Source organism: Bradyrhizobium sp. USDA3010 (genome assembly GCF_056429065.1).
Map to the genome: position 1 here is coordinate 81,905 of NZ_JBWJZD010000020.1, position 14,768 is coordinate 96,672.

The 14,768-nt window shown below is 65.5% G+C and carries 17 protein-coding genes; 14 read left to right on the top strand and 3 right to left on the bottom strand.

The window, feature by feature from the left end; all coding sequences use genetic code 11:
- Positions 1-3: 3 nt before the first annotated feature.
- The gene (locus AC066Y_RS26785; protein ID WP_478276475.1) at positions 4-642 is read right to left on the bottom strand and encodes an LbetaH domain-containing protein; all 639 of its coding nucleotides are present in this window, start codon (positions 640-642) and stop codon (positions 4-6) included.
- 210 nt (positions 643-852) lie between these two features.
- Here AC066Y_RS26785 and phnC point away from each other — a divergent pair, with 210 nt between their 5' ends.
- From phnC to phnE (AC066Y_RS26805), 4 genes are all read left to right on the top strand, one after another.
- On the top strand, positions 853-1,668 hold the full coding sequence (phnC, locus tag AC066Y_RS26790; protein WP_478276476.1) for a phosphonate ABC transporter ATP-binding protein: 816 nt from the start codon (positions 853-855) through the stop codon (positions 1,666-1,668).
- 75 nt (positions 1,669-1,743) lie between these two features.
- On the top strand, positions 1,744-2,673 hold the full coding sequence (gene phnD, locus AC066Y_RS26795; protein ID WP_092124685.1) for a phosphonate ABC transporter substrate-binding protein: 930 nt from the start codon (positions 1,744-1,746) through the stop codon (positions 2,671-2,673).
- A gap of 81 nt (positions 2,674-2,754) precedes the next feature.
- Positions 2,755-3,639, top strand: coding sequence for a phosphonate ABC transporter, permease protein PhnE (gene phnE, locus AC066Y_RS26800; RefSeq protein WP_478276477.1), 885 nt, complete (start codon positions 2,755-2,757; stop codon positions 3,637-3,639).
- On the top strand, positions 3,636-4,484 hold the full coding sequence (gene phnE, locus AC066Y_RS26805; protein WP_478276478.1) for a phosphonate ABC transporter, permease protein PhnE: 849 nt from the start codon (positions 3,636-3,638) through the stop codon (positions 4,482-4,484). The genes phnE (AC066Y_RS26800) and phnE (AC066Y_RS26805) overlap by 4 nt, the downstream gene beginning before the upstream one ends.
- Before the next feature lie 161 nt (positions 4,485-4,645).
- Here the strand turns inward: phnE (AC066Y_RS26805) and phnF are convergent, their stop codons facing one another.
- On the bottom strand, positions 4,646-5,371 hold the full coding sequence (phnF, locus tag AC066Y_RS26810; protein ID WP_092124688.1) for a phosphonate metabolism transcriptional regulator PhnF: 726 nt from the start codon (positions 5,369-5,371) through the stop codon (positions 4,646-4,648).
- 115 nt (positions 5,372-5,486) lie between these two features.
- Between phnF and phnG the strand changes: the two genes are divergently transcribed.
- From phnG to AC066Y_RS26855, 9 genes are all read left to right on the top strand, one after another.
- Positions 5,487-5,948 (top strand): phosphonate C-P lyase system protein PhnG, encoded by a 462-nt coding sequence (phnG, locus tag AC066Y_RS26815; RefSeq protein ID WP_478276479.1) that lies wholly within the window; start codon positions 5,487-5,489, stop codon positions 5,946-5,948.
- 4 nt (positions 5,949-5,952) lie between these two features.
- Entirely contained in the window at positions 5,953-6,561 is a 609-nt protein-coding gene (gene phnH, locus AC066Y_RS26820) for a phosphonate C-P lyase system protein PhnH (protein ID WP_478276480.1), read from the top strand.
- A 3-nt stretch (positions 6,562-6,564) separates the two neighbouring features.
- On the top strand, positions 6,565-7,668 hold the full coding sequence (locus AC066Y_RS26825) for a carbon-phosphorus lyase complex subunit (RefSeq protein WP_478276481.1): 1,104 nt from the start codon (positions 6,565-6,567) through the stop codon (positions 7,666-7,668).
- Complete coding sequence (locus AC066Y_RS26830) at positions 7,665-8,549, top strand: alpha-D-ribose 1-methylphosphonate 5-phosphate C-P-lyase PhnJ (RefSeq protein WP_478276482.1); 885 nt, start codon at positions 7,665-7,667, stop codon at positions 8,547-8,549. Before AC066Y_RS26825 ends, AC066Y_RS26830 begins: the two co-directional genes overlap by 4 nt.
- Entirely contained in the window at positions 8,542-9,339 is a 798-nt protein-coding gene (gene phnK, locus AC066Y_RS26835; RefSeq protein WP_478276483.1) for a phosphonate C-P lyase system protein PhnK, read from the top strand. The genes AC066Y_RS26830 and phnK overlap by 8 nt, the downstream gene beginning before the upstream one ends.
- An 8-nt stretch (positions 9,340-9,347) precedes the next feature.
- Positions 9,348-10,046, top strand: coding sequence for a phosphonate C-P lyase system protein PhnL (phnL, locus tag AC066Y_RS26840; protein ID WP_478276484.1), 699 nt, complete (start codon positions 9,348-9,350; stop codon positions 10,044-10,046).
- 13 nt (positions 10,047-10,059) lie between these two features.
- The gene (locus tag AC066Y_RS26845; protein ID WP_478276485.1) at positions 10,060-11,214 is read left to right on the top strand and encodes an alpha-D-ribose 1-methylphosphonate 5-triphosphate diphosphatase; all 1,155 of its coding nucleotides are present in this window, start codon (positions 10,060-10,062) and stop codon (positions 11,212-11,214) included.
- Positions 11,211-11,810 carry a phosphonate metabolism protein/1,5-bisphosphokinase (PRPP-forming) PhnN gene (gene phnN / locus AC066Y_RS26850; RefSeq protein ID WP_478276486.1) on the top strand — a complete coding sequence of 200 codons (600 nt, stop codon included), beginning with the start codon at positions 11,211-11,213 and terminating at the stop codon, positions 11,808-11,810. Before AC066Y_RS26845 ends, phnN begins: the two co-directional genes overlap by 4 nt.
- 76 nt (positions 11,811-11,886) lie before the next feature.
- Positions 11,887-12,498: a pyridoxamine 5'-phosphate oxidase family protein gene (locus AC066Y_RS26855; RefSeq protein WP_478276487.1), complete on the top strand. Its 612-nt coding sequence runs from the start codon at positions 11,887-11,889 to the stop codon at positions 12,496-12,498.
- 207 nt (positions 12,499-12,705) lie between these two features.
- On the opposite strand, the gene AC066Y_RS26860 is transcribed toward AC066Y_RS26855, so the two are convergent.
- Complete coding sequence (locus AC066Y_RS26860; RefSeq protein WP_478276539.1) at positions 12,706-13,305, bottom strand: TetR/AcrR family transcriptional regulator; 600 nt, start codon at positions 13,303-13,305, stop codon at positions 12,706-12,708.
- Between the two features lie 204 nt (positions 13,306-13,509).
- Here AC066Y_RS26860 and AC066Y_RS26865 point away from each other — a divergent pair, with 204 nt between their 5' ends.
- Entirely contained in the window at positions 13,510-14,751 is a 1,242-nt protein-coding gene (locus AC066Y_RS26865; protein ID WP_478276488.1) for an efflux RND transporter periplasmic adaptor subunit, read from the top strand.
- Positions 14,752-14,768: the final 17 nt, after the last annotated feature.

Sequence of the window (14,768 nt, forward strand, 5' to 3'; positions counted from 1 at the left end):
ATTCTATGATTGGGATACGGCCTCGGTCTCGTACTTGTCGAGAAATTCCTCGACAGCGAGCGTGCGAAAGTCGGGCAGGACACGACGAAGTGTTTCGTGATCCCAGTCCCACCACGCGAGCGCTGTGAGGCGATCCGCTGTTGTCTCGGAGAAGCGCCGCTTGACCGGACGCGCCGGATTACCGGCAACGATGGTGTAGGCGGGGACATCCTTGGTCACGATCGCGCCGGCGGCAACCACTGCGCCGGTTCCGACGTTCCGGCCCGGCAGCAGGATCGCACCGTGACCGATCCAGACGTCATGGCCGATATGCACGTGATGCGCACGTCGCCAGTTGAAGAAGTCGATGTCGTCGCTCTCTCCGGGAAAATAAGCGCTGGCGCGGTAGGTGAAATGCGCCTGCGTCGCGCGATGCATCGGGTGGTTGCCGGGATTGATCCGGGTCATCGCCGCGATCGAGCAGAACTTGCCGATCGAAGTGTAGGTGATCTGGCTGTCGTTCACGACGTAGGAATAGTCATCCATGCTGACTTCAAGCAGGATCGTGCGCGCCCCGACCTCGGTATATTTGCCGAGCTTGCTCTCGCGCACCGACGCAGTCGGGTCGATCGTCGGCACAACCGAGAGTGTTTTTCCGGCCATCAGGGCCTCCGCAAATCTTGTAAATCTTTGGCTTCCGGGGAGATGCGGGCTCGTCATCGGGACGCTTGATGACAACATCATGACGTTACGATGACGTCAAACGAACGGCAGGGGAGGGGTGTGGACGATGGCCGCACTGCAACGTCACGTCACATAACTGTTAAACACCGGGGATAGCGATGGCTCAACGCGACGCGGTTGGAGCATTACATGCTGGTGGTGGAAGGTTTGACGTGCCGGTTCGGCACAAAAGCCGCAGTCGATAACGCGTCTTTTTCGATCGCGCCGGGGAGCTTTGTCGGCGTGATCGGCCGCTCCGGTGCCGGCAAGTCGACATTGCTGCGGATGATCAACCGTCTCGCCGATCCGACCTCCGGCCGCATCCTGTTCGAAGGCACTGATGTGACCGCGCTGCGCGGCAAGGCGCTGCGGCAGTGGCGGGCGCGCTCGGCGATGATCTTCCAGCAGTTCAACCTGGTCGGCCGTCTCGACGTGCTGACCAACGTGCTGATGGGCCGGCTTGCCCAGATCCCGTCCTGGCGTTCGCTGGCGCAGGTCTGGCCGGAGCAGGACAGGGCGCTTGCGCTGTCCGCGCTCGAGCAGTTCGACATCGCCCAGCTCGCAGCGCAGCGCGCCGACCAGCTCTCCGGCGGCCAGCAGCAACGGGTCGCGATTGCCCGCGCGCTGGTGCAGGAGCCCGACATCATTCTTGCCGACGAGCCGATCGCCTCGCTCGATCCGCGCAACACCAAGATCGTGATGGACGCGCTGCTGCGCATCAACAAGCATTTCGGCATCACGGTGCTCTGTAATCTGCACTCGCTCGACCTGGCGCGAACCTATTGCGATCGCCTGATCGGCATGGCGGCGGGTCGCGTGGTGTTCGACGGCGCCCCCGCAGCGCTGACCGACCATATTGCCCGCGAGCTCTACGACCTCGAGGCCAATGACGTCATGGGCGGGGCACCGCTGCCCGTGCCCGATGGCGCAACTGCTTCGGCGCTCGGCACCGCAGCCGCGGCCTGAGCGGCGCATTTTCGAAAAACAGGGCAACCGGGCATTTCGCCCGGCGAACAGGCGTAACTACCAAAGAGGGGTAACATGATCACTCGTCGCATCATTCTGGCCGGCGCCGCCGCGCTGGCATTCGCAGGATCGGCTTCGGCCGAGGACTGGAAGACCAAGTATCCGGAGATCACCTTCGCGGTGATTCCCGCCGAGAATGGCTCCGGCGTCACCGAACGCTACGGTCCGCTTACCGAATATCTGTCGAAGGAACTCGGCATCAAGGTGACCCTGCGCGTCGCCAACGACTACGCGGCCGTCATCGAGGGCCAGCGCGCCGGCAACATCCACATCGGCTACTACGGCCCGGCGTCGTTCGCCCGCGCCCGCCTCACCGGCGTCAAGACCGACGCGTTCGTGATCGACGTCAATGCCGACGGTTCGAAGGGCTATTATTCGGTGTTCTACGTGCTCGCCAAGAGCCCGTACCAGAAGGTCGAAGACCTCAAGGGCAAGAATATCGGCCTGGTCGATCCCAACTCGACCTCCGGCAACAACATGCCGCGTTTCAAGCTGAACCAGATGGGGATCGATCCGGAGACCTATTTCTCCAAGGTCGTCTTCACCGGCAGCCACGAGAACGCCGTGCTGGCGCTGGCGCAGGGTACCGTCGACGTCGCCGCCAACTGGTGGAATGCCGACGACGATTCCAACCTGACCCGCATGCTGGCCAAGAACATGGTGAAGTCGAGTGACGGCACGCCGCTGAAGAAGGAAGACTTCCGCATCATCGTGAAGTCCGACCTGATCATCAACTCGCCCTACGCCTATCTCGAGAGCCTTCCCGACGACATGAAGGCGAAGATCAAGCAGGCCTTCCTCGACATGCCGACGAAGGATCCGGAAGCCTTCAAGAAGCTGTCGGACGGCAAGAACCGTCCGTGGCAGCCGGTCACCAACGCCGACTACGACAAGACCATCGAGCTGATCAAGTTCGTCGACGCTCTGCGCAAGAAAGGTTCCTGATCGCACGTCGCTGCTGAACTGGGCCGGGTTTCGACAACCCGGCCCTTTTCGTTCACCCCTCGAGCAGACTGGCCCGCATCGATGGCGACCGCCATTTCCATCCTTCCCGCGCAGCAATTGGCGACGCTGAACGATGCCTATCGCAAGGCGGTCGCGCGCAAGCGGCTGAAGGCGACGGTGGCGGCCGCGGTGTTCTGCGCGGCGCTGTTTATCGCGGCACTCGGCGCCGACGTGAACCTGCACACGTTCTTTACCTATTTCGGCAACTTCGTCAGCTATTTCGACCGCATCCTGACGCTGGATTCCGGTGCCCGGGTCTGGACCGATCCGGTGGAATGGTTCTGGGGCCTGAAGAAATGGTTGCGGCTGCTCGGTGAGACCCTCCTGATCAGCTATGTCGGCACCTTGACCGGTGCTGTGTTCGCCTTTGCGCTGAACTTCTTCGCGGCCCAGAACACCTCGCCGGGACCATGGGTGCGCTTTACCGTCCGTCGCCTGCTCGAATTCGCCCGCACCGTGCCCGGCATCGTGTTCGCGCTGATCTTCGTGATCGCGTTCGGCCTCGGGCCGATGGCCGGCGTGCTGGCGATCGCGATCCACACCACCGGCGCGCTCGGCAAGCTGTTCGCTGAGATCGTCGAGAATGCCGACATGAAGCCGGTCGAGGGCATCCGCTCCGCCGGCGCGAGCTGGCTGTCCTGCATGCGCTTTGCCATCCTGCCGCAGGTCTCGGCGGGCTATGCCAGCTATGCGCTGCTGCGCTTCGAGATCAATGTCCGCGAGGCGTCGGTGATGGGCTTCGTGGGCGCCGGCGGCATCGGGCAGGAGCTCGTGGTCGCGATCCGCAAATTCTACTATTCCGACGTCAGCGCGATCCTCGTCACCATCATCGTCACCGTCTTCATCATCGACATCTCGACCGGCTGGCTGCGCGGCCGGCTGTTCGGCAAGGAGACCCGGCGATGAGCCAGCTGCCGAAGCCGGACACCGCGGACTTGCGTGCGAAATACCCCGGCGTGTTCGAACGCCCCGCATCGGCGCGGCTGGCGATGCCGGCCACGATCGTGGCAGCGCTCGCGATCTTTGCATACGGCCTGGTCGATCTCGACTTCTCGCCGTCCAGGCTGATCTCGGGAATGAGCCAACTCGGCTGGATCACCATGATGATGATCCCGCCGAATCCCGGCGCATCGTTCCCGCTCTATATGCAGGCGCTCGGCGAGACGCTGTCGATCGCGCTGCTCGGCACCACGCTTGCGGCGCTGCTGGCGCTGCCGGTCAGCCTCTTGGCGGCGCGCAACATCATCCCCTCGAACCTGATCCGCTTTCCGGTGCGCCGCTTCCTGGATTCGATCCGCGGCGTCGATACGCTGATCTGGGCGCTGGTCTGGATCAACGTCGTCGGTCTCGGCCCGTTCGCCGGCGTGCTGGCGATCATGGTCTCCGACTTCGGCGCGTTCGGAAAGCTGTTCTCGGAGGCGATCGAGGCGGCGGACCGCAAGCAGGTCGAGGGCATCCGCGCCTCCGGCGGCAACGCGCTGCACGAAATCCGCTTCGGACTGTTGCCCCAGGTATTGCCTGTGATCGCCGGCCAGGTGCTCTACTTCATCGAATCGAACACGCGGTCGGCCACCATCATCGGCATCGTCGGCGCCGGCGGCATCGGCCTGCAACTCGCCGAGCAGATCCGCGTGCTGGAATGGCAGAAGGTGTCGTTCCTGATCCTGATGATCCTGATCGCGGTCGCCGCGATCGATTTCATCTCGAGCAAGCTGCGCTTTGCCATCATCGGCCAAAGGGCGGTGGTGTAGCCTCTCCTTCGCCTCTCCCCGCGTGCGGGGAGAGGCCGGAATTTTCGCGTAGCGCAAATTCCAGGTGAGGGGGACTCTCCCCGGACTCACAGCTTCCGGATTCGTCGAGACAGCCCCTCACCCCAACCGTCTCCCCGCAAGAGCGGGGCGAGGGGGAAGGGTCAGCTATTCTCGACCAGGAACTCCACGCGCTCGGCGGCGAAGCGCGAGCGCTTGGTCACCAGCGGGCGGTCCAGCATATCGACATCGGTCGCGTCGACCACCAGCACCGGCCGGCCCAGCGGCAGATCGAGCCGTGCGGCGTCGGTCGCATCGGCAATCGCCGCGGTGATCCGGGTCGAGGCGCGGTGGTAGTCCTTCACGCCGTAATGCCCGAGCAGTTTCGTCATCGAGCGAACGTCGGCGAACACGCTGCCGGCATCGGGAAAGCGCTCGGCCGACAGCCATGTGGTGGAAACGCAGATCGGCGTCCGGTCGGCGAGCCGCACCGCCTCGATGCGGATCAGCGGCGCGCCGATCTTCAGGCCGAGCTCGCGCGCGATCTCGCGGTTGGCGACGTCGCTGCCTGCATCGATCAGCTGGCCGCGCGGCTCGTGGCCGCCGGCGCCGACGATCTCCGAGAATCGCGTGCGTGAACGCAGCGGATAGGCGAGGCGCTGGGCTTCGACATAGGTGCCGCTACCGCGCTCGGCGCGCACCAGGCCGCGCTCCGCCAATGCGGCGAGCGCCCGCCGCACGGTGTGGCGGTTGACGCGGTAAGTCTCGGCGATCTCCATCTCGCCGGGCAGCTTTTCGCCCGCAGCAAAGCGGCCGTCGGCGATGCCGCGCTCGATGCCGTCAGCGACCTGCCGCCACAAGGCGACGCCGGAACTTTCCTGCATGCTCATGGCGCGGTGATACCAGAAATCTTCGGTTTGTCACGAAACAGTCATGGCGCTCGGCTATCAAGTTGTCTATTATCATAGACAACTTGATGCAAGCAAGGTTGTCCAAAGGTTGCACATGAATTCGACCGGACCAGACAGCAAACAGGCCCAGCGCAAGGCCGCGATGATAGTGTTGGCGCACTCCGCCGCGGCCGACATTGCAGGCAGGCTGGCGGCGATCGCAGTGCCGACGCATGAAAACCTGCGCGAGCCGGAGAACGGCCTCGTGATGCTGCGCGGGCGGATCGGCGGTGACGGTGCGCCGTTCAACCTCGGCGAGGCGACGGTGTCGCGCGCGGCGGTGCGGCTTGCGACCGGCGAGGTGGGCTTCGGCTACACGCTCGGCCGCGATGCGCACAAGGCGCAGATGATCGCGCTGTGCGACGCCATGGTGCAATCGGCGAAGCTGTCCGGCGAGGTGGAGGCCAAGGTGATCGCGCCGCTGCGTGTCGCGATGAATGCCGAACGCGCCCGCAAGGCTGCGGAGACCGCGGCGACGCGGGTTGATTTCTACACGATGGTGCGCGGTGAGGGATGATGCAATGACGACGATTGCCGAAATGCCCGCAGGGTTTGCCGACAAGGTGCTGTCGGCGCAATCTACGTTCCGCTCCGTGATGGATGCGATGGCGCGCCCGGGCAGCGTGCAGCGCGTCGCGGCAAGCGTCGGAACGCCCGCCGGCATGATGCGCGGCGCGGCCGCGATCGCGCTGACACTGTTCGATCACGACACGCCGATCTGGCTCGATGCCGCGATGTCGGCGACGCCGGACGTCGCCCGCTGGCTGAAGTTTCACGCCAGCGCGCCGGTGGTTGCGGGTTCCGCGATCGCAAGCTTTGCGCTGATCGGCGATGCAGCAAACCTGCCCGCGCTGGAGCGTTTCGCGTTCGGCAGCAGCGAATATCCTGACCGGTCGACCACGCTGATCCTGCAGGTCGACAGCCTGACGCAGGGCCCGGCCTTCGAGCTGAAGGGGCCCGGCATCGACGGCAGCACGGTGCTGCAGGCGATGATCAAGCCGCGCGACCTGTTCCAGCGGCTGTCGATCAATGAAGCGCTGTTCCCGCGCGGCATCGACGTCGTGCTGGTCCATGACGACAAGATTGTCGCGATCCCGCGCACCACGCGGCTGATCGCAAGCGGAGTGTGAGCGATGTATGTAGCCGTCAAGGGAGGCGAGCGCGCCATCGAGAACGCTCATCGGCTGCTGGCGCATGAGCGGCGCGGCGACCGCGATGTGCCCGAGGTGACGCTGGCGCAGATCTCCGAGCAGCTCGCGCTCGGCGTCGACCGCGTGATGACCGAAGGCTCGCTCTACGATCGCGAGCTTGCGGCGCTCGCGATCAAGCAGGCGCGCGGCGACATGATCGAGGCGATCTTCCTGGTTCGCGCCTTCCGCGCCACGCTGCCGCGCTTCGGGGCCACCGAACCGGTCAACACGGGCGAGATGCAGGTGCGACGGCGCATCTCCTCGACCTTCAAGGACGTTCCGGGCGGCCAGATCCTGGGGCCGACCTTCGACTACACCCATCGCCTGCTCGATCCGCAGTTTGCGGAAGGTTTTGTGCCGGAACAGCCGATGACCGCGGAAGCCTCGCAGGCGGCAACGCCGCGGGTCACCGACATTCTCGGCCGCGACGGTTTGATCGAATCGTCGCCGCAGGCAGATAGCAACGCGCCGGTCGGTGACCTCACGCGCGAGCCGCTGAACTTCCCGGCCGATCGCGATCTGCGGCTGCAGAATCTGGCGCGCGGCGACGAGGGCTTCCTGCTCGCGCTCGGCTATTCGACGCAGCGCGGCTACGGCCGCAATCATCCCTTCGCCGGCGAGATCCGCTTCGGCGAGGTCGAGGTCGAATTCTCAGCCGAAGACGTCGGCTTCGCGGTGCCGCTCGGCTCGATCGAGCTCACCGAGTGCCAGATGGTCAACCAGTTCAAGGGCTCGACCACCGAGGCGCCGTGCTTCACCCGCGGCTATGGCCTCGCCTTCGGACAGAGCGAGCGTAAGACCATGTCGATGGCGCTGGTCGACCGCGCGCTCCGCGCACGCGAGCTCGGCGAGGAGGCGGCGGCGCCGGCGCAGGACGAGGAATTCGTGATGTCGCACTCCGACAATGTCCAGTCGACCGGCTTCGTCGAGCATCTCAAGCTGCCGCACTACGTCGACTTCCAGTCCGAGCTCGGCCTGCTGCGCAAGCTGCGGAAGGAGTTTGCGGAAGCCAACGAAGCCGTCGAACTGCAGGAGGCCGCGGAATGAACGCGCCGACGTACAATTTCGCCTATCTCGACGAGCAGACCAAGCGGATGATCCGCCGCGCGATCCTGAAGGCGATCGCGATCCCCGGCTATCAGGTGCCGTTCGCGAGCCGCGAGATGCCGATGCCCTATGGCTGGGGCACCGGCGGCGTGCAGGTGACGGCGGCGGTCCTCGGGCCTAACGACGTGCTGAAGGTGATCGACCAGGGTTCGGACGACACCACCAACGCGATCTCGATCCGCAAGTTCTTCGGCAAGACCGCGGGTGTCGCGACCACGACCTCGACGACGGACGCGACCGTGATCCAGACCCGACACCGCATTCCCGAGGCGTCGCTGCATGCCGGACAGGTGCTGGTCTATCAGGTGCCGATCCCCGAGCCGTTGCGCTTCCTCGAGCCGCGCGAGACCGAGACGCGGCGGATGCACGCGCTCGCCGAATACGGGCTGATGCATGTCAAGCTCTACGAGGATATCGCGCGCTTCGGCCATATCGCGACCGCCTACGCCTATCCGGTGAAGGTGAATGCCCGGTACGTGATGGACCCGTCGCCGACGCCGAAATTCGACAATCCGAAGATGGACAATTGCGCGGCGCTGCAGCTGTTCGGCGCCGGGCGCGAGAAGCGCATCTACGCGATCCCGCCCTACACCACCGTGGTCTCGCTGGATTTTGAGGATCATCCGTTCACGCGCTACCGCTTCGACGCGCCTTGCGCGCTGTGCGGCGCCGATGATTCCTATCTCGACGAGATCGTCACCGACGACAAGGGCGGGCGGATGTTCGTCTGCTCCGACACCGACTTCTGCGAGCAGCGCCAGGCCGCCGGCCATCGCGGCACCGAGAGCGCGGCGCCGCACAAGGAGAAGGCGCATGTCTGAGCATTCGAGCCTCGACAACGATCAGCCGCTGCTGGTGGCCGAGGGGCTTGCCAAGAATTACGGCCGGCTCCCGGCCTGCCGCGATGTCTCCTTCGCGCTCTATCCCGGTGAGGTGCTGGCGATTGTCGGCGAGTCCGGTTCAGGCAAGTCGACCCTGCTGCAGCTGCTCTCCGCCCAACTCGCGCCGAGCGCGGGGCGGGTGTCCTACCGGATGCGCGACGGCATGCTGCGCGATCTCGCCGAACTCGGCGAGGCGGAGCGGCGCTTCCTGTTCCGCACCGACTGGGGCTTTGTGCATCAGGACCCGGCGCAGGGCCTGCGCATGGGCGTGTCGGCCGGCGCCAATGTCGGCGAGCGGCTGATGGCGGTCGGCTGGAATCACTACGGCCGGATCCGCGACACCGCGTCGACCTGGCTCGATCGGGTCGAGATCGACGTCGGCCGCATCGACGACGCGCCGAAGACCTATTCTGGCGGTATGCGGCAGCGGCTGCAGATCGCGCGCAACCTCGTCACCGAGCCGCGGCTGGTGTTCATGGACGAGCCGACCGGCGGCCTCGACGTCTCGGTGCAGGCGCGCCTGCTCGACCTGATGCGCAATCTCGTCAGCGAGCTCGGCCTTGCCGCCATCGTCGTGACCCACGATCTCGCGGTCGCGCGCCTGCTGTCGCATCGCGTGATGGTGATGAAAGGCGGCCGCGTCATCGAGACCGGTCTCACCGACCAAGTGCTCGATGATCCCCGCGAGCCCTATACGCAGCTGCTCGTTTCCTCGATACTTCCGCCATGAGCTTGCCAATGACCGCGATGATCGAACTTGCCAATGCCGAGAAGACCTTCACCATGCATCTGCAAGGCGGCGTCGAGCTGCCGGTGGTGCGGGGCGTCTCGTTCCACGCCGATCCGGGTGAGTGCGTGGTGCTGTCGGGGCCGTCGGGCGCCGGCAAATCCTCGATCCTGAAGATGATCTTCGGCAACTATCGCTGCGACAGCGGCCGGATCGGCATTCGCCACCGCGGCACGGTGGTCGACCTCGCGACCGCCGAGCCGCGCCAGGTGCTGAGCATCCGCCGCTCGACCATCGGTTATGTCAGCCAGTTCCTGCGCGCGGTGCCGCGGGTGGCGACGATCGACGTAGTCGCCGAGCCGCTGATCGTCAACGGCGTGGCGCGCGAGGAGGCCCGCGATCGCGCCGGGAAATTGTTGCGCCGGCTCAACATTCCGGAGCGGCTGTGGACCTTGCCGCCCTCGACCTTCTCCGGCGGCGAGCAGCAGCGCGTCAACATCGCGCGCGGCTTCATCTCGGACCTCCCGATCCTGCTGCTGGACGAGCCGACCGCTTCGCTCGATGCGGCGAATCGCGCAGTGGTGGTTGAGCTGATTGCGGAGAAAAAGACCAAGGGCGTCGCGATGGTCGCGATTGTCCATGACGACGAAATCCGCCGTCTGATTGCCGACCGTATCGTCGATGTGACCTCGTTCGCCGCCGCTGCCTGAAGGACCGTTTGAAATGACCGCCAAGCAAGACACCATCATCGGCAACGCCCGGCTGGTCCTCGCCGATCGCGTGATCGAGCAGGGCTGGGTTGCGATCGCTGACGGCAAGATCGCCGAATTCGGCGAGGGCAGGGCGCCCGAGGCAGCCGAGGACGCCGGCGGCGATCTCCTGATGCCCGGGCTGATCGAGCTGCACACCGACCATCTCGAAATGCACTACGTGCCGCGGCCGAAGGTGTTCTGGAATCCGGTCGCCGCCGTGATCTCCTATGACGGGCAGCTCGCGACCTCGGGCATCACCACCGTATTGGACTCGCTGCGGGTCTGGCGCGAGGACGGCGCCGAGGATGTCGACGGCCGCGCCGGCGTATTGGCGGCGGCGATCTCGGCCGCACGCGAGGAGGACCTGCTGCGTGCCGATCACTTCCTGCATCTGCGCTGCGAGGTGCCGATGCCTGACGTCGTCGCCGAGGCCAAGGAGCTGATCGACCGGCCCGACGTGCGGCTGATGTCGCTGATGGATCATACGCCGGGCCAGCGCCAGTTTCGCGATGAGGTGAAGCTGCGCGATTACTACCGCGGCAAGGGCGGCGGCATGACCGATGCCCAGCTCGACGTGCTGTTCGCACGGCGCTTCGCCTATCAGAAGGAATATGCCGTGGCGAACACCCGCGCGATCGTCGCGCTGGCGCATCAGTACAGGATTCCGCTGGCGAGCCACGACGACACCACGGATGAAAACGTGGTCGACGCCGTCAACGACAAGGTCGCGGTCGCGGAATTCCCGACCACGATGGAAGCCGCGCGCGGGCTGCATGCCGCCGGCATCGACATCCTGATGGGCGCGCCGAACGTGGTGCGCGGCGGGTCACACTCCGGCAACATCGCCGCCGTCGATCTCGCCAATGAGGGCATGCTCGACATCCTGTCGTCGGACTACATCCCCTCCAGCCTCTTGATGGCCGCCCTGCAACTGCCGCGGCATGTGCCGGCGATCGATCTCGCCTCCGCTGTCCGCACCGTGACCAAGACACCCGCCGAGGCGGTCGGCCTCGCCGATCGCGGCGAGATCGCGGTCGGCAGGCGCGCCGATCTGATCCGCGTGCATGTTGCGCGCGATCTGCCGGTCGTGCGCAGCGTCTGGCGCGAAGGAGCCAGGGTCGCATGAGCGAAATCCCTGCCGTCGCCGCGCAGCAGCACGCCACCACGATCGGTCCGGGCCGGTTGATCCTGGTGGTTGGCCCGAGCGGCGCCGGCAAGGATACGCTGCTGGGGCTGGCGAAGGCGGCCTGCGCCGACGATCGAGGCGTCGTATTTCCTCGCCGCCTGATCACCCGCCAGGCCTCGGCCTCGGAAGACAATGAAGAGGTCAGCGCGGAAGCCTTCCAGCGTGCGGTCGCCGCCGGCAATTACGCCATGCACTGGGAAGCGCACGGCCATCGCTATGCGCTGTCGCGCGCGATCAATGACGAGATCCGCGCCGGGCGCACCGTGATCGCGAACGTCTCCCGCACGGTGATCGCGGCGGCGCGCCGCCACTACGCCAAAGCCGTCGTGGTGTCGGTTACGGCGCCGCCGGATGTGCTGGCGGCGCGGCTCGCGATGCGGGCACGCAGCAGCGACGGCCTTCTCGCGCAACGGCTCGCCCGCACCGTCGACGAAAGCACGTCGACACCTGATTTCACCATCGTCAATTCCGGCACCGCCGAATATCACGCGCGACAGCTTGTCCGCATCATCAAGGGCGAGCGTTGGGACGAGTAGAGCGTATTCGAGCGAAGTGGATACCAGTCCGCGTGAACAAAACGCGTCAAAAAGACAAACGAGGGGAACAGCACGAATGTCGGTGATCTCTACGATCGAGCAGCTTGAGGCGATCTACGGCTTCCCGAACGACGCGTCGACCGTGAAGGTCGCCAATCACGTAACGCCGCTCTATCGTGTGCTCATCGAGAAATCGCCGTTCGTGTCGCTTGCGACCTCGGGACCCGAGGGGCTCGATTGCTCGCCGCGCGGCGACCTCCCGGGCTTCGTACGCATCCATGATTCGAAGACGCTGATGATGCCGGATCGCCGCGGCAACAATCGCTGCGATTCGCTGCGCAACATCATTCGGGATCCTCGCGTCGGGCTGCTGTTCCTGATCCCGGGCTCGGGCAGCACGCTGCGCGTCAACGGCCGCGCCTATGTCACCGCCGAGCCGGAGCTCCTGGCCTCCTTCAAGATGGAAGGCAAGGCGCCGCGGACGGTGATCGTGATGAATGTGGACGAGATCTACTTCCAGTGTGCCCGCGCGATCGTGCGTTCCGACCTCTGGAATCCGGATAAGCGGGTCGATCCGAAGGCCCTGCCGACGCCGGGCCAGATCCTCGCCGAGATGAGCGAGCACACGGTCGGCGGCGAAAAGTACGATCGCGAATGGCCGGAGCGGGCGCGACAGACGATGTGGTGACATCTCATCTTCCTCGCCCCGCTCTTGCGGGGGCGAGACGAGCGAAGCTCGCTCTTAGAGGGTCGGGGTGAGGGGTCGTCCCGCGATAATGCTGAAAGTTGTGCATGCGGCGGCTCCCCCTCACCCGAATTCGAGCTTCGCTCGAATTCGACCTCTCCCCGCAAGCGGGGCGAGGTGACTTCCGACGCGCCGAAGCTCCTGTTACGACTACGTCTTCGCCTGCTCATCGAACGCCTTCAGCGAGACCGCCGCGATCTCGCGCAGCGCGTTGCGGTCGGCGCCCGAGGAGGCCATCACGCACATGCCCGATGTGACCGCGGAGAGATAGCGGGCAAGCATGGCCGGATCGGCGCTTTCGCCCAGGTCGCGTTCGGCCTTGGCGCGGACAAAGCGCTCGCGCAACTGGTCTTCGGTGCGGGTGCGGCGCGCCGCCAGTTCGAATGGAACGTTTTCCGAGCCGGTGCCGCAGGCGAGGCCGCCCTGGACCAGCAGACAGCCGGGCGGGTTGGCGGGGTCGGTCTGGGCGTCCGCGTGCTCCATCAGAAATCGTTCGGCGACCTCTCGGGCGGTGGAAGCGCCCAGAACCTTCTCCATCCAGGCGTCGCGCTTTTCGGAGTAGCGGTCGAGCGCGGCCTTCAGCAGGCCCTCCTTGCTGCCAAAGGCGGCGTAGAGGCTCGGCGGATTGATATTCATCGCCTCGGTGAGTTGCGCGATCGTGGTGCCCTCGTAACCGTGCCGCCAGAATACGTCCATGGCCCGGTCCAAAGCGGCGTCCGCGTCGAAGGCGCGAGGGCGTCCCATTCCCATTTTTTGTTGCTCCGTAAGCCGGGTGCCGTTTCTGTGACGGATTGTCCCTGACTTATCCTCTTGTTGCACGTGATGTTTTTCCGCGGCTTCCCATTTCCCCACGAATGAGATAATAAATTCATAGTGCTCGATACATAAGTATCTTGCGCACCGGCGTCCAGCTCCACATCTGTAGCGAACACTACAGATATCTGGAGCGCGTGAATGCCCTCGTCAACCCAAAATCCCCGTTCCGGCCGTTTCCGACGAATCGTCGGCGGTGTCGTGATCCTCGGCGGCCTCGCGGTGGCCGGTTCGATCGCGACCGGCCGTTATTTCCACGCAGCGCAGGCGACCGCGGCCGCCGCCACTGAACCGGCGGTGCCGGTGACCGTCTCCGTGATCCAGCCGCGGCCGACCACCCTGTTCGATGACTTCTCGGGCCGGCTCGAGGCCGTCGACCGCGTCCAGCTTCGGCCGCGGGTGGCGGGCGCGATCCTGTCGACCAACTTCACCGAGGGCGCGCTGGTGAAGGCCGGCGACATCCTGTTCAAGATCGATCCCGCGCCTTACGCGGCCGAAGTCGACCGGGCCCAGGCCCAGCTCGAGGCCGCGAAGGCCCGCGCGATCTTTGCCGCAAACGAGGTCGAGCGCGGCGCGCAACTGGTCGGCAACAACATCGTGACCAAGCGCGATTTCGACCAGCGCGACAACACCAATCGCGAGGCGATCGCCAACGTCAAGGCCGCCGAAGCCGCGCTGCAGACTGCAAAGCTCAATCTCGATTACACCGAGGTCCGCGCGCCGGTCGACGGCCGGGTCGGCCGGATCGAGGTCACGGTCGGCAATCTCGTCGCGGCAGGGACATCTTCGCCGGTCCTGACCTCGCTGGTCTCGGTCAATCCGATCTATGCGAGCTTCGATGCGGATGAGGAGGTCGTGCTGCGCGCGCTGAACTCGATCGCGGACGCGTCCGGCAAGCGCGGCAATCTCGATCAGATCCCGGTCGACATGGTGACGTCGGGCGGCCTCAGCGCCAAGGGGCACATCCAGCTGATCGACAACCAGGTCAACGGGCAGAGCGGCACCATCCGCGTCCGCGCCGTGTTCAAGAACGAAGACGGCCGGCTGATCCCGGGGCAGTTTGCCCGCGTGCGCATGGGCCAGCCCAAGCAGCAGACGCTGGTGCTGATCGACGAACGTGCCGTCGGCACCGACCAGGACAAGAAGTTCGTCATGCTGGTCGGCGACGACAGCCGCGCCGTGTACCGCTCCGTCTCGCTCGGTGGCGCGGTCGATGGCCTGCGGATCGTCACCGCGGGCCTGAAGTCCGGCGACCGCATCGTTGTCAACGGCCTGCAGCGCGTGCGTCCCGGTGCACTTCTGAAGATGGAAGTCGCCGAGATGGGCGCCCGTGGCACGCAGCAGGCATCCACTGAAACCAACCAGCACGTCGTGCAGCGCTAGGCGCTGCACGCGGGGGC